17 protein-coding genes are annotated in these 13,332 nt (G+C 63.2%); 3 read left to right on the top strand and 14 right to left on the bottom strand.

Annotated features, from left to right (window positions below; all coding sequences use genetic code 11):
- Positions 1–5: 5 nt before the first annotated feature.
- The 8 genes from AC3WTE_RS25690 to AC3WTE_RS25655 form a co-directional block, all read right to left on the bottom strand.
- The gene (locus tag AC3WTE_RS25690) at positions 6–452 is read right to left on the bottom strand and encodes a hypothetical protein (RefSeq protein ID WP_492442085.1); all 447 of its coding nucleotides are present in this window, start codon (positions 450–452) and stop codon (positions 6–8) included.
- 33 nt (positions 453–485) lie between these two features.
- A complete protein-coding gene (locus AC3WTE_RS25685) occupies positions 486–821 on the bottom strand; it encodes a hypothetical protein (protein WP_492442083.1) in 336 nt (111 codons plus the stop codon).
- Between the two features lie 20 nt (positions 822–841).
- Positions 842–1,237: a hypothetical protein gene (locus AC3WTE_RS25680; RefSeq protein ID WP_492442081.1), complete on the bottom strand. Its 396-nt coding sequence runs from the start codon at positions 1,235–1,237 to the stop codon at positions 842–844.
- 31 nt (positions 1,238–1,268) lie between these two features.
- On the bottom strand, positions 1,269–1,814 hold the full coding sequence (locus AC3WTE_RS25675) for a hypothetical protein (RefSeq protein ID WP_492442079.1): 546 nt from the start codon (positions 1,812–1,814) through the stop codon (positions 1,269–1,271).
- A 144-nt stretch (positions 1,815–1,958) separates the two neighbouring features.
- Positions 1,959–2,390, bottom strand: coding sequence for a hypothetical protein (locus tag AC3WTE_RS25670; protein ID WP_492442078.1), 432 nt, complete (start codon positions 2,388–2,390; stop codon positions 1,959–1,961).
- Between the two features lie 1,174 nt (positions 2,391–3,564).
- Positions 3,565–4,749, bottom strand: coding sequence for a Fic family protein (locus AC3WTE_RS25665; RefSeq protein WP_492442076.1), 1,185 nt, complete (start codon positions 4,747–4,749; stop codon positions 3,565–3,567).
- Positions 4,750–4,917: 168 nt separating this feature from the next.
- Positions 4,918–5,541, bottom strand: a complete 624-nt coding sequence (locus AC3WTE_RS25660; RefSeq protein WP_492442074.1) for a Fic family protein — start codon at positions 5,539–5,541, stop codon at positions 4,918–4,920.
- Positions 5,542–6,050: 509 nt separating this feature from the next.
- A complete protein-coding gene (locus AC3WTE_RS25655; protein ID WP_492442072.1) occupies positions 6,051–6,740 on the bottom strand; it encodes a hypothetical protein in 690 nt (229 codons plus the stop codon).
- 267 nt (positions 6,741–7,007) lie between these two features.
- On the opposite strand from AC3WTE_RS25655, the gene AC3WTE_RS25650 reads away from it, so the two are divergent.
- Positions 7,008–7,265, top strand: a complete 258-nt coding sequence (locus AC3WTE_RS25650; RefSeq protein ID WP_492442070.1) for a hypothetical protein — start codon at positions 7,008–7,010, stop codon at positions 7,263–7,265.
- Positions 7,262–7,654 (top strand): type II toxin-antitoxin system VapC family toxin, encoded by a 393-nt coding sequence (locus AC3WTE_RS25645; RefSeq protein WP_492442068.1) that lies wholly within the window; start codon positions 7,262–7,264, stop codon positions 7,652–7,654. The genes AC3WTE_RS25650 and AC3WTE_RS25645 overlap by 4 nt, the downstream gene beginning before the upstream one ends.
- 11 nt (positions 7,655–7,665) lie before the next feature.
- On the opposite strand, the gene AC3WTE_RS25640 is transcribed toward AC3WTE_RS25645, so the two are convergent.
- From AC3WTE_RS25640 to AC3WTE_RS25620, 5 genes are all read right to left on the bottom strand, one after another.
- Complete coding sequence (locus tag AC3WTE_RS25640) at positions 7,666–10,068, bottom strand: EspK C-terminal domain-containing protein (RefSeq protein WP_492442066.1); 2,403 nt, start codon at positions 10,066–10,068, stop codon at positions 7,666–7,668.
- Positions 10,065–10,871: an ESX-1 system-associated protein gene (locus tag AC3WTE_RS25635; protein WP_492442064.1), complete on the bottom strand. Its 807-nt coding sequence runs from the start codon at positions 10,869–10,871 to the stop codon at positions 10,065–10,067. The genes AC3WTE_RS25640 and AC3WTE_RS25635 overlap by 4 nt, the downstream gene beginning before the upstream one ends.
- Positions 10,868–11,146, bottom strand: a complete 279-nt coding sequence (locus AC3WTE_RS25630) for a hypothetical protein (protein WP_492442062.1) — start codon at positions 11,144–11,146, stop codon at positions 10,868–10,870. Before AC3WTE_RS25630 ends, AC3WTE_RS25635 begins: the two co-directional genes overlap by 4 nt.
- Before the next feature lie 17 nt (positions 11,147–11,163).
- Complete coding sequence (locus AC3WTE_RS25625; RefSeq protein ID WP_492442060.1) at positions 11,164–11,400, bottom strand: hypothetical protein; 237 nt, start codon at positions 11,398–11,400, stop codon at positions 11,164–11,166.
- A 151-nt stretch (positions 11,401–11,551) separates the two neighbouring features.
- Positions 11,552–11,917, bottom strand: coding sequence for a hypothetical protein (locus AC3WTE_RS25620; RefSeq protein WP_492442058.1), 366 nt, complete (start codon positions 11,915–11,917; stop codon positions 11,552–11,554).
- A 101-nt stretch (positions 11,918–12,018) separates the two neighbouring features.
- Here AC3WTE_RS25620 and AC3WTE_RS25615 point away from each other — a divergent pair, with 101 nt between their 5' ends.
- On the top strand, positions 12,019–12,282 hold the full coding sequence (locus AC3WTE_RS25615) for a hypothetical protein (protein WP_492442056.1): 264 nt from the start codon (positions 12,019–12,021) through the stop codon (positions 12,280–12,282).
- Positions 12,283–12,722: 440 nt separating this feature from the next.
- Here the strand turns inward: AC3WTE_RS25615 and AC3WTE_RS25610 are convergent, their stop codons facing one another.
- Complete coding sequence (locus tag AC3WTE_RS25610) at positions 12,723–13,325, bottom strand: RNA-guided endonuclease TnpB family protein (RefSeq protein ID WP_492442205.1); 603 nt, start codon at positions 13,323–13,325, stop codon at positions 12,723–12,725.
- Positions 13,326–13,332 lie beyond the last annotated feature (7 nt).

Raw genomic sequence — 13,332 nt, 5'->3', positions numbered from 1 at the left:
GGCGCTTACGCGGACTGCTCGTCGTCATCGACCGGCGTCGGTGTGATCCCCAGAGCGGAAAGGGCTGCGAGGTACTCGCTCACTTCTCTGGGATTTTCGTCACGCCACTGTTTCCAGCTTGAGTGCATGAGCTTCCAGTTCATCCAAGTTGGATGATCCGGCTTCACCCTGAACGGTTCTTCACCCGCTACGCAGCGTTCGCAACGCGCCGGATAGACCTCGCCGTTCTCGTCGCGCAGATCGTGCATCCCATCAGGGCTGTAGCTGTACTTGAGGTGCGCTTCGCAGAAGTACATTCCACAGGTCCTATCGCTGCCGTGATGGTCTCCGCCGCAGGCGTAACCAATTCCTCGGTGGATCTCAGCGTCACAGTCGGGGTGCTCACAGTACGTCGGCACCGCGTATCCGATGTCACGCTTCGACCCGAAGTCATAGCCAATTGACCAGCCCATTACGAATCTCCTTCTGTCTCTTGGTGCTGACGTCTACGCCGATGTGGCCGCGCTCTTGGCCGTTTCCGAACGGGCCCACTCGATGACCCCCTGCATGGCGCGGGCGCTCCCGTAGTCCTCGCCCACGCGCGCCAACAGGCGGTCCAACTCGGCGTCGCGCGTGTAGCTGGTCAGCCGCCAGGCGCTGATGAATGCCAGCACACGGCGAAACTCGTCACGTTCGGCGGCCGTTGCCTCCCACAGGTCTCGCGTGACGTACTCCGTCGTCTGCCCGTTCTGGACGATCGACAACCGATGGTCACGCAAGATCGGATGATCGTCTGGATACCGATGTGCGGCGGTGGTTGTCTGCGTCGATTCCTCAGTCACCCTGTCTCCCATGTACGTATCTAGACCGGGCTGCCGGAGCGAAGTGCTTCGAGTAGTTGTTCGCGTTCGGCGTCGATCTTCTTAAGGTCGATGCCGAAGTAGTCAGCGATCAGGGCCAAGGGACTGCGGGGGTCTTGAACGTCCTCGGTTCGGGTGACCGTCACCCAGCCGGTGCCAGAGCACTGCGGGCACTTCCCCTTCTCGTTTCCCAGATAGCCCCTCAGTGTTCCGTGGACGCAGCCGTCTCCGAATGCCAGTACAGTTCCAGTGCAGGGTATTTCAACTTTATGCGTCACCTGCTTAACCAATCGGAGCCCTTGATCGTCACGGAGCCAATCGAGAAAATCTCCGACCGTTTGCGATTCGCCACTAGCGATGATCTCTCGCTGTTTGTCCAGCTCCGGTGTGGCAGACATGTCCAAACCCCCTACGTGTGTTGATGGTTGGCTATTTCGCACTGTCGCTGGTCGTGATCGTCGATGCCGCCGGCCAGTTGTTACAGACGTCGACGAACTGCCGTACGAGGGCAACCAGAGCGTCAGCCGCATCCGCCTTGGCGCCTCGATCGCCAGCAGCGGCAGCGCTGGCGACCCGCCGCTCGGCGTCGTCGAGTGCCTTGATGTAGCTGTCCAGCATCGACAGGATCGCCTCTGTGTCAGGGGCGAGTTCGTCGTTAGTGCCCGGCGGCACCGGGAGCGCCGGTCGAGGCGAATCGGCTGCGTCTACGGCCGCGTTCAAATCAGCGTCCGTGGGGTCACCAACAAACCGCCAGAAGACATCTGGGCAATCCGCGCCACGCCTGATCCGCTCCACCACGCCTAATCGATCAAGCGCGCACAGTTGCGGGTAAACCCGGTAACCGGTCTCGTCGTATCGGTTCGCGCCCAGCAGCTCGCATACCCGGCGCGTCGATATCGGCCGCGGCCACTCTGTCCGCAGAGCGGCAAGGATCTGATCGCGCATCGCGACGGTCCGCGGGGACGGCCTACCCATCTTCGGAGTCCCCTTCCCTGCAGATGGGACGCGCCGCCTCAGGTGCGACTTGGGACGTCACCACTGAGAACCCGCCGCGCTGAACATGAATCAGCGCTTCGAGCACTTGCTCGGTCTTACCCCGACGGCCCCGCTGAAAGCTGCTCATCGCGCTTCTCCATTACGGATTGACTGTTGCGCCGAACCTGATCCGAGGGCACCGACGAAGGGGAAGCTGGCTGACTTGTTCCTCTCCGTCAGGCCGAGAAGGTCGAAGTGGACCCGTTCTTGCCGGCGGCTGCCTGGCAGCTCGCGTTGTTCAGCGGGGAACCGCCACACCCATGTCTCGTAATACCCGTCCCACTCGGTTTCAATGGGGCCGCTCACCCAGTCGGCGATCTCGGTCGCGCCGATGTACGTGTCAAAGGCTTCCTCGGATTGGAGGAAAGGCAGCGCCCCGCAGCCGCCGGTATCTTTACGCGATCGGTCACAGTCGGCCCGGTGCTGATCCTCGCAGTCGGCTACACAGCCGAGTCGGCATTCACTACCGGCGAGTGCCTCACAGACAAACTCGACGCTGCCCGACTCGTCGACCACGATGCGGTGCCCAGTAGTCTCCATCGTTCGCGATCCCCTTCCATGTTCTGGTTCCTGTTAATTGGAGTCCGGTTAGCCGATGACGGCACACTCGGGGCACCGAGGTGCGTCGTGTGGCAAATCCTCGGCCGGCTCGTCAGCATCGGTGTACAGCCGGTAGCCGCAAAGAGCGACCGGTCCGCGACCTAACTCAAGGCGCTCTTTGAGGTACTCCCACCGTCCGACTGCGTGAACGACACGGTCGGGGTCGTATGGGCTTGCAGCCACACAGAGATCGGCGGCCGTCAAATCTCTTGGCGGATCACTGAACTGGCCCGTGTACCGCCACGACACAAGGCACTGAACGGCTCTCACTAGCAGCCAGACCACCACCCCACAGGCCGCCGCACCGGCCAGCACGTGCACGTTCAGTTCCACGTTTTCGACAGTCGCATGAGTCCGGGCCGTCTTCAACAGGCCTACCCCAAAGCCGCGTGTAGGGCCTCACGCCCGGCCGTTCAACCCCTGCGCTACACCCGCGCGCAGACCGACATCGCGCTTCAAACGGTGTTGAGATCCTGGGTGTCGGCGACGGCGGCAAAGCCTAGCGTTCCGCATACCGGGCAGGGAGCGGGATTGTCGGCGCGGCCGCCCTGAGAGAGAAGGTGGTTGAGATGCCCGGCGCACGTCGCCGTAGGGCGACCGTCGGTGTGTCCACACGGCCATCCGATGAGCACGCCCGCAGTGACTCCCCCGCGGTGCTGCCCATGCCATTGGCACGCCCTGGTGCCCGGCCGCCGGCGGGAGGTCAGGACCGAGGCCACGGGGCGGCCTTTCGCAGCTCAAGTATCGGGTTGGTGGTATCCAGTTCCACGATTTCGACAGTCGCATGAGTCCGCGCAGTCTTCAACAGGCCGACGACTACCCGCCCTAGCGGTCAAGCGCGTCAACCAGCGTTCGTCAAGGCCGTCAACCAACCAAAGCGATTGCGCTGAAACAGCTTGGCGGAAAAGCCCGTTCGATGTACCGATCTGTCGGTCCGGTACGCAAGGATAGGCCCATGCAGGGTGGAGAATCTGCCCCTCACACGAGCAACAGGAGTGATGAACATGCACACGATGGCACCGCGCCCAGGATATCGAAGCGCGACAACGGCTTTCACACCAAACTGATCACAGGCATACCGGACATCGCATCACAAACCGAGCGCGCGCCGACCGATCGCCTCACTAAGGACCTCAAGTTCGGCCAGAACAGCGCTCGCCGCCCAGATTCGGTTTCTCGATCCCGAGGACAACACCTCAACGACTCCGGCCTCAACGAGGCGTCCCAGCGCCCGGTAGGTGCTGGCATCGGTTGTGCCCGTGAGGCTTTGCGCCGTATCGGCATTGAAGATCGGGGTCTGCAACAGCGCGTCGATCAGTGCCTCGTCCGCCGATCCGGCGCGCGGCCGCGCCAGTTGCCGCCAACGGGCCGGCAGATCGGCGAGGCGGCGCGCGGATTCCTGCGCTGCCGCGCTGGCATGTACAGCCGCGGTGGCCACGTAGTCGACCAGGCTGTCGACATCACCGCGCCGAAAGTCCCCCAGTCGCGCGAAATATGTCTCGGTGTCCGCAAGCATCACCGAGGCCACCGGCACCGTCACCACGCGGGTCAGACCCCGGCGTCGCAGCACCGCGGACAGCAACGCCCGACCGATACGGCCGTTGCCATCGATGAACGGGTGAATCGACTCGAACTGAGCGTGCACGATCGCGGCCTGGGCCACGACCGGCAGATCGTCGCGGGCCGCGAACGCCAGCAGATCCTCCATCAACTCCGGCACCTGATCCGGCGGTGGCGGAACGAAACTCGCCCCCAACGGCGAGTAATCGCTACCGCCGATCCAGTTCTGCACACTGCGCAGCTGCCCCGGCTCGTCGGCGTAAGGATCCGGCGCCATCAGCAGCCGATGGGCCTCCAGGATCGACGGCAGCGAGATCGGCCCGACATCAGCCGACGCCACCAGCTCGCTGAGCGCCTGAACCGCCGCGAGCTGAGACTGGGCGGCCTCGGTGGCCTTGCCGCCGGCCGCGGCTTTGCCGAAGGCACGCCAGCCGGCATCGACCTTCTCGATGCGCGACGAGGCAATCGACTCGCTGCGCAGGAGGAATTCCCTTACCGGAACCAGATATTCGCCCCACCCTGCTTCTAGCCGCGCGACTTCGATCAGTGCCGCATCGTGGGCGCGAGCAGTGCGGCCTGTGGGATCGTATGGGAGGTTGGCGATCGTCGGTGGGATCGCGGCGGCATATTCGGCGAGGGTGCGGTCTTCTCTTTTGCCTTGGCGGCCGCGCGGGACCCACGGATAGGTGTGACTCCCGTGCGCTGGCCATCCCATACCAAACCCTTTTCCGATAAGCGTCACCTAGCTCATTCTTATCGTACTTTAGCGTCATAACATATGTCATGCGGTCCATCGTCCGCGCCCAATCGATGTGCCGGCCCCCAGACTGCGACCGCCGACGAACCGGAATCAGCACAGGCGGACCGCCCCGGGCGGTGTGGATCAGTCCTCGATCGGCTGGACCCCGATGAATGCCGCGAGGTCGGCGACGTTACGGTGCCGGTCGAATTCTCGCAGGTGCTCGATATAGCCGCGCTTGTCGATATTCCAGTCGTATTGGAGCTCAGCCGGGTCTTGCGCTGCGATGAACACGAGATCGGCGAGAAGCCGGGTAGTGCGGCCATTTCCGTCAGTGAACGGATGCACGCGCACAGTCTCTGCGTGCACAGCGACGCCGAGCTCGCGTGGTGTCCAGTCTGCTGCGCGCTCCCACCGGTAACCGATGTTGCCCATGGCCGAGCGGAGCTCGACGGCGATGTGTTCAGGGGCGACGCCGATGTTGACTTCGTGTTGGCGCCAGCGGCCGGCCCACATCCAGATATCGCCGTAGAGCTGGGTGTGCAGGTCGCGCAGGAAGTAGTCGTTGAGCAAGTCGTCGAGGGTCAGGGAGCCGTCGAGGGCTGCGGCCAACTGGGTTTCGGTGACGTCCTGCAGAACCGCCGACTCGAGGTCGTAGATGTCGGCTCGGGTAATCGGTGCGGCGAGGGTGTCGATGACGTGCGGCACTAAGGCGGCCAGCTCGTCACCGGGGATCGGAGTCTCGCCGTAGCCGGGTTCCAGCGGCATCAGTGCTTGCGGGCCTGCCGCTCAGCTAGGAGGGCCTTTACGCCGCGGGAACGAACGTGGCCGGCCGGGACGGCCCGGTTCTCCAAGCTCGTCGATGCCGCGGCTGCACGAGCGGCAGCTTTCTTGATGGCGGCTGCCTTCACTGGCGTCGCCTTGGCGCTGGAGGCAGCCTTCACTGACCCGCCTGATCTCTGCTGACCTGGCTGGCTCATTGCTGCACCTCCCACTGTGGCGACGTCTACGTTCACGTATTGATGATACCGGCTGAGGCGTACGGGGCCATGATCTGCGCTGTTGGCCGAATCGAACATCCGTTCCGGATTCGTTGGGTTGGTGAAAGTGTCGCCGGCGCGGGCTGCTCCGCTGGGGATCAGCGCAGCGGTGCCGAAGGTAGCGGCGGGGTGGCCGTCGCCGGCCGATTGACCGCCAGCATCAGCCGACGGTGATTAGCGGTGTGGGCCGGTTAGTCGACGATGCCGTCGCATAGCGGGAAGTCGTCCCCGAAATGGTTAGGCCGACCACTGTTCCCACGGTAGATGAACATCCTCGGACAGCTTCTGGGGCTCCCACTTCACACGAATCCGGTAACCGTTCAACACGTCGCGGCCCGCCGGGACGTAGCCCGGCTCGTTCCACGCATGCTCGACCGTCCCAATCGGCACGCATCGCCGTCCTTCAGCTTGCGGGAATCCAGATGGAAACATCAGGTAGTAGTGCCCGTCGCCAGTCAGGGCCATAACCTGGCCCTCTTCAAACGGATAAAGGAAGTCGAGCGGATACCAACGACCTAGCCATTCGAAATCCGAATCGGCATAACCAAAATGCCTCAGCGACGGTGGGGTACGAAGAAACCCGCTCTCCACGTACCGCGAACTTCCATCGGGCCACAGATAATCAGCGGCCAAGGTCTTGGTGATCTGCCTAGCGCTCGGTAACGCAGACCGGTCAATCAACTCAGTCGACACAACCCGAACTGAACCTCGAAACCTGACACCGAGCATAGGAAAGTCAGGATCCACGCAGGCGGGCAATGCGCCCGGATCGATTTGACACACAGCATGTCCATGGCCGAGCACACTGAACGCGATGGCAACGTCCTTAGACGTGCTGGCGTGCACGTAATTTTCGGAATCCGGCGCTTTCTCATACCGGAAAGCTTCCCGCTCTCCAAGCTGCGACTCCGGGTAAATGGCCGTCACCGCTGCAGGATCCGAACACCGCCCCAGACCGTGCCAATACACAGGCCGATCCACGCCAAACTCCATGCCATCCCCCCGGGATGTTTGTCACCAGCTCAATGCTTCTTCGACCATACACACGGACCACCACCGCTACTGCGAGTGCTTCGACCTGTTCCGGCAGAACTGCTGCGCGGCAATCAGAACCGGGCCTTCAGCCGTCCGGTGCGACAGCCAGCCCAAATCAGTGGTGTCACACCGCGCACCCATTAGTGTTACACTTGTTCAATGCCCACGGTCCGCCCTCGCCATCCCATCACCGAGACCGACGAGATCACCCACGCGCTCCGCACAGCTCGCCGCGTCTGGCCCGAACTGTCGGATAAGCCCACCGCGCTGCTACGTCAGCTGATCCTCGCCGGAGAACGGAGCATCGACGACCGCACATCGCGTCGACGTCATGCCATCGAAGCCACGGCCGGATCGCTGGCCGGCACCTTCGGTCCGGGTTATTTGGACGACCTGCGACAGGACTGGGCGGAATGATTGTCTTCGATGCGAGCGTCCTGATCGCCCACTTCGAGCCCGCCGACGCGCATCATCAGCGGGCCACTGCGCTTCTGCGCGAGCTCGCCGAATATGAGTTCTGGTCGAACACAATCACTCTCGCTGAGTTTTTGGTAGGCCCGACCCGACTGGGGACCGTCGACGCAGCCCGTCAGGGCATCCTCGACCTGGAGATCCAATCGCACGGGATTGGCGCTGACGGCTGGCCGACTCTTGCTGGACTACGGGCAAAGACCGGTTGCAAGATGCCCGACTGTTGCGTGCTGTACACGGCAATCGAGCTGGGCTCTGACGTCGCGAAGATCGCTACCTTCGACGACGCGTTAGCCTCAGCAGCGAAGAAACTGAGCATCGGCGTGGTGGCCTAAACAAACAGCCGTCAGGCTACCGCTTCGGCCCGTTCCGGCAGAACACGCTGCGTAGCCATCAGCCCCGCATACGACACATCCGCCAACGTCGCCCGCGTGGGGGCGGCTCCCAACGCCAACAGCAGCGCCTCGAACCCCCGCAGCATCATCTCGTTGTTAGTGTGCGCCACCCACTGCGGCTCATCGACACTCGGCGCACCGATCAAGCCGACCGAAAGCTCCTGCATACGACCAAGAACCAGCTTGGCCATCGCGGCGGCACCAGGGCGACCAATCTCCGACACCGCCGCCACCCGCAGCTGCGCATCCTCAGCCATACGCCGGCCATCGAACGTACGCGGGTCACCAACGAACGTCGCGTTGTGCTCCCCCACGAGCCACTGCGCCACAGCACCTATCTGCTCAACCAGATGATCGGGATCCTCCGGCAACGATTGAATCCACTGCCAACGACTCGGAGCCAGAAGCTGCAGCCGGTGCCGACCTGCCTTGTTATGCAACGGATTCGGGATAATCACATGACTTCCCTCGTCGGCAACAACAACGACCTTCTCGGCGAAGTACCCCCGCTTGGCATCGGCCCAGGTCCGGGTCACAACAAACCGCGGGTTCTCCCCGATCGCCTTCGCATACTCACCAAGTACCAGCGCCGACGGCTCCATCCCCCGCCAGCTCCACCGCACATCGTTGGGCACCTGCTCGTCCAGGTGAGCCACCGTCACCCCAGCCGGCAGATACACACCTGCCGGAATCCACGACATGCCATGACGTTCAGCGATCACGAACCGCTGCGACAATCCGGAACCGAACACCGCGCACGACCAGCCGCCCGGCAACAGCGAGCCGCCCGGGGCCTCCGGATCATTCAACGCCCCCACCAAAGCCATTGCAGCACCGAATTCCGGTGTCGCACGCAAACCTTCACCAAATGAGTGGGAACCCATCTTCGCCGCCTTCAAGGCCGCCGACGCCGCACCCATGTTCATCAAACCGGGCGGCGGAGCCGACGGTGGCGGACCAACCGGAGATGATCCACCAGCCGGGTTCGGCGCAACCGGCGGCGTCGCCGCAGTCGGCGCGTTCGGAACACCAGCCGGCGCCGGCGGCGCCAGCGGAACACCCCCCATACCGCCGCCAGTTCCAGCGGGTGCGGGCGCAACCGGGGCCTGCGCGGCGGCAGCGGCCTGAACCTGCGGCGCACCCGTCGCCGGCGCCGACGCTGCCGGCGGAGTCGGCGCTACCGGAGCCGCCTGCACAGTGGACCCCGCGGCCGGCTTAAACGGCTGGCTGCCCTGCGGTGGCACTGCGCCCGTACCAATCGGAGGCTTCGAAAGTCCTTGCGCCGCACCGGACAGGAACTGCTGAGACGGATTGAACGACGCCGGAGACGCTGACGACGGCGCGGACGCTCCACGCCCCAGACCCGACATCCCGCTGCTGCCAAGACCACCAGCCGACGACGGACTCGGCACGCCACCGCCCTTCGGCAACATGGATCCAGCACTACTCATCTGCGACACGCCAGAAGTGCTAGGCACGCTGCCGCCTGCGCGCGGTTCCGGGGACGAAGGAACTGTTCCTGAACTCGCAGGCGATGCCGTTCCGGTCGGCGTCGACCCAGCTTTCGATCCCTGAGTCGAAGTGCCCGACTCAGATTGGCCCGACGGCGAGGATCCGGATTTTTCACCCTGTGTCTTCGGCCCTGCCGAAGAGCTCTTCTCGCCCTGGTTAGACGATGACGTACTCGGCTTAGCGCTGTCCTTAGCACCTTGTTCGCCCAGGCCCGCCGGTGGCGACCCCGCCTTGTCCCCGTAAGTGACGGTATTGTCGACCGGTTTCACGCCACCGTAGGTGTACTTCTGTCCCAGCGGAGCATTGTTGATTAGGGGCTGCAGGTTCGGTGAGTCGGGCATCACCGGCACGTTGATGCCGTTGTACAGGTCTTTGTTGGCCTGTTTGGCGTCGTCTGTGATGGTCTTGATCTCCGCGCGGAGTTGGCGGATGCGCTCGGCCCGCGCCTCCAAGGCATAGCCATCTGCCATTTCCAGAATTGCAATTTCAAATTCGCGGGCATCAATCATCGCTTCAGCCACGGCGGTCTCGGTAGAAATCATCATCTTCGTCTGCGCGACGGATTCGGCTGCGGCTCCCATGGCGCCAGCACCTTTTGCCATCCATCCGCCGAGATCTGATGCTTTTCCACCCACGGTCAACGTCGCGTCGACCTGGTTGTCGAAACCTTCCTGCAAAACCCCTTTTAGTGCCGCACCGTCCTGGTTGGCCTTACGTTCTGCGACGCTGCTGCTCGCGCCCGCCTTGGTCAAGGCTTCGGCGACGTGGGCGACCGCGAGCTCATCAATATCTGGCCAGTTGCTGCCAATCAGATCGTGCGGACTGGGCGGCTTTTCGATCATTTGGTCGCCGTGCAGACGGCTTTGACTGCCCCGTTAAACGAGATGACCGCATCCCAGAACCGCTGGTCGCTAGGCTGATAATTCGGCAGTCTTGTCGCGTACTCAGCTTCGTAGGCCGCCTGCCCCTTCATCAGGCCAGCCAAATAGGGATCGCTCGCCTCCGCTGCAAGCCTCCGCATATCAGCCGCTTCAGCTTGAAGCACAGGAATGACTGCCATTGACAGCGCGCGCTGATCTGGCGTCCACTGGTCGGCCGACAGCCGCGGATCCGTCTTCGTCCAAGAGGCCTCCTTGGCGTTATACGAATCCACCTGCGGAGCCCATTTTGCACACACCGGATCGGGGGCGTTCGGCACGCCAGCATTCACTGACGCTGGAGGCACCTCGGCGGTCACGGTGACCGGCGCGGACTTGGCGTCGCTGCGGTTGGCGGCGCCAATGAGTCCGCCGGCGATCCCCCCGACAATCAGCGCGATGGCCGCGGCCCCGCCTGCGATCGCAAGCCAACGGCTACGGCCTTTGCCGGACTCGTTCTGGTTTGCGATGGCGATGAGCTGCGCCGGATTGATGTTGAGTTCGCGGACCGCGGTGTCGATGGCGTTGGCCGGCAGTGACATGTCGGCGAGCCGCTTGACAAGCTTGGCCAGCGGGATCTGAGCGGCGGTGTACATCGGTGCGGGGCCGGTGTCGTTGGCCGGGATGAAGCGGCGGACCAGGTCCTCGCGGAGGCCGGATTCGTGAGCGAGCTCAGCGGCGCTGACCCAGCGGCCAGGCGCGGCCTGAGGCGCGGCGTAGGTGGTCATATCGTGCGCACTCCGTTCACTAGCTCGGCGCCGTGCTGGTCAGCGGCGGTCATCCGGTCGGCGGCGGCTTGCACACCTTGACGCAGTTGGTCGACGCTCGTGTTGTAAATGCCAATCTGAGCGTTCGCAATGGTCATCATTCCTTTTGCGGCCGCCGCGATCGCTTGACTCTTGGGATCACTGCCCGCGAGTTCAATCTGTTCGAGTGGTTGCAAGTGCATCCCGAGAGAGCGCGCTGCTTGGGCTCCAGCGGTGGTGTCGCCGCGGACGTCCATAAGTGGGCTCCTTATCCTCAGTTCGCTGTGAATTGCTGGTCAACGGATTCTTTGATGCTGCATCGTGCGTCGTCAAGACGGTTGTTGTAGTCGGCGACAAGAGTCCTGTCGGTATCGATGGCGTCTTGCAGCGCGGCGATGATCGCTCGACTCTTTGGGTCGCTGCCTGAGAGTTCGACCGGTTCGACAGGTTCCATGTGCACGCCGACAGAGCGCGCGACCTGCGCACCGACGGTGTTGGCGTCTGAGTTCATGGACTCCCCCTGTCATTTCCCCTTCAATAGCCAGTCTATGCGGCTTGTCGACATTTCGACAGAGATGCAAACAAGCAGGTCAGGAACCGTAATGCGGCGGGCTCTGGCACGCGGCGAGTCGGGGGCTCTCGGAATGTTCTGTCGATGATTCTCAGGTGAACTTTGCAAAGCGTGTGTGCGCCGTCGACGCGGTGACGCCCAGGACGCTCCCGATGGCGGCCCAGGTGGCTCCTCGTTGTTTTGCGTCTCGGATAGCAGCGATTCGGCTTTGCGGGTCTGCAACGAGCCGCAGAACGAGCAGTGACCAACGTATTTCGTACGGTGCGAGTCGTTCCCATTCGGGAGCGTCGCTCGCTCGCGTCATGAGCAAGTGTTGGACGGTTTGGCTGTCGCCGAGTCCGGCGCCCGGGCCGTTCAGTAGCCGTTCCGTTGAGAGTTGACGGGCGGCTTCGAGGCCTGCAACCGACACCATCTCGCGGTTTAGCACGAGTTCTTCGTCGGTGAGGTCATCGAACATTCGCAAACAGTAACCCCGATTGCGTCGGATGTGCGATAGGGCCGCCTGAGACCCCTACGTTTGATCTACCAACACAGTGATATTTGATTTACTCTAATGTGATGTTTGATTCTGCCGAACGTGCGCTGGCGTTGGGCCTCCAGGAGGATCGGTTTGTAGCGGAGTATCGGGATCGCGTGTTCCGCGCAATGGCCAGCGTGAACCGGTTCATCCTCCACGGGACGCCCGAGCAGTTTCACCGCGCCTCGCGACATTTGGACGAAGCGTTGTCCCTTGGCTTGCAGTTAGTCGGGGCCGACGAACCGGCGGGCCCGGCGATTGTTGAACAGGTGCGCGACTTGGTTCGAGGTGCAGGACCCCACTGAGTGAGACGCAACCCTGCGACGATAAAGACAGACCTATACGTTCCACCGCCGTGACGGTTCCTGGTTTTCGACCGTTCCTGGGTTTCCCTGAGGGGCGTGAGCCTCGACTTGGACTGACCGAACGTGGGTGGTCTGGCCACTGCCGGTGCGCTGACAACGTGGCACCTGCCTGGGGCTGATCTTCGATGACGATATGGCGCAATTGGCCAGGGATCGGTCCTAGGTCCTGCTTGGTCGCGCTGATGGCAGCGTGGACTCGACTGGCGGGCAATGGTTTTCATTGGCATCGCCTCTATCCGAGCGCTCCGGCCTTGCAGGCGGCGAGTTCCGAGTAACAGCGGTTCGGGACTCAGTTTTTGCCGTGCCGTGCCCGTGGTTATAGAGGTCGTTATGAAGTCTCCGCCTCCTGAAGGTGGCGGTTTCCGTACTGGCTGCCGTTGTTAGGCGGCGGTTTTCGGGTTTTGACGCTTCGTAGCCTGCCTGGTGGCGTTGGGCTCCACGTCCTGCAAGGCCACTTCCTGGCCCTGTTGTTTGATCACGATGGCGGCGTTGGTGTCAGCGTTTCCGGTCCACCCGCATACAGGGTCAGCGCATCGGAACACCGCTTGGTTTTCGCGTTGCCCCGCTGCGGTGGACCCGCATCGGTGGCACGTCTGGGACGTGCCGTGTGGCCGGACCCGGATGACCCGCGCCCCTGATTGATCTGCCTTGTAGGTAAGCAGCGTCGCGATCTGGGTCCACCCCTGATCGAGGATGGCCCGGTTGAGCCCGGACTTCTGCTTCACGTTCACTCCCGGCACTTCGAGGGTGCCTTTGGCGCTGCGGGTCATGTTCGTCACCCGCAGGTCTTCAACCACCAACACCGCGGCCCCGGCGCCCACCAGCGCCGCCGTGGCCTGGTGGGCGAACTCGTAACGGCGGCGGGCTTGCCGGGCCTTGAGAGCACCGATCTGGGAGTAGGTACGCCCTATCCGTCCGCTGGGTCTGCTTCCGCGTGGCTTGCCGGCCCGCTGACGGGCGGCCTTGCACTCCAGCCGGTACAGCCGCTTC

The organism is Mycobacterium sp. FW102-FHT13B02, assembly GCF_058790275.1.
This window is presented reverse-complemented; position numbering and strand designations above follow the sequence as displayed.

Coding starts and splice junctions, on each gene's coding strand:
- AC3WTE_RS25690 (WP_492442085.1), bottom strand. CDS start 452: ATGGGCTGGTCAATTGGCTATGACTTCGGGTCGAAGCGTGACATCGGA.
- AC3WTE_RS25680 (WP_492442081.1), bottom strand. CDS start 1,237: ATGTCTGCCACACCGGAGCTGGACAAACAGCGAGAGATCATCGCTAGT.
- AC3WTE_RS25675 (WP_492442079.1), bottom strand. CDS start 1,814: ATGGGTAGGCCGTCCCCGCGGACCGTCGCGATGCGCGATCAGATCCTT.
- AC3WTE_RS25665 (WP_492442076.1), bottom strand. CDS start 4,749: ATGGGATGGCCAGCGCACGGGAGTCACACCTATCCGTGGGTCCCGCGC.
- AC3WTE_RS25660 (WP_492442074.1), bottom strand. CDS start 5,541: ATGCCGCTGGAACCCGGCTACGGCGAGACTCCGATCCCCGGTGACGAG.
- AC3WTE_RS25650 (WP_492442070.1), top strand. CDS start 7,008: ATGCCCACGGTCCGCCCTCGCCATCCCATCACCGAGACCGACGAGATC.
- AC3WTE_RS25645 (WP_492442068.1), top strand. CDS start 7,262: ATGATTGTCTTCGATGCGAGCGTCCTGATCGCCCACTTCGAGCCCGCC.
- AC3WTE_RS25640 (WP_492442066.1), bottom strand. CDS start 10,068: ATGATCGAAAAGCCGCCCAGTCCGCACGATCTGATTGGCAGCAACTGG.
- AC3WTE_RS25635 (WP_492442064.1), bottom strand. CDS start 10,871: ATGACCACCTACGCCGCGCCTCAGGCCGCGCCTGGCCGCTGGGTCAGC.
- AC3WTE_RS25630 (WP_492442062.1), bottom strand. CDS start 11,146: ATGGACGTCCGCGGCGACACCACCGCTGGAGCCCAAGCAGCGCGCTCT.
- AC3WTE_RS25625 (WP_492442060.1), bottom strand. CDS start 11,400: ATGAACTCAGACGCCAACACCGTCGGTGCGCAGGTCGCGCGCTCTGTC.
- AC3WTE_RS25620 (WP_492442058.1), bottom strand. CDS start 11,917: ATGTTCGATGACCTCACCGACGAAGAACTCGTGCTAAACCGCGAGATG.
- AC3WTE_RS25615 (WP_492442056.1), top strand. CDS start 12,019: ATGTTTGATTCTGCCGAACGTGCGCTGGCGTTGGGCCTCCAGGAGGAT.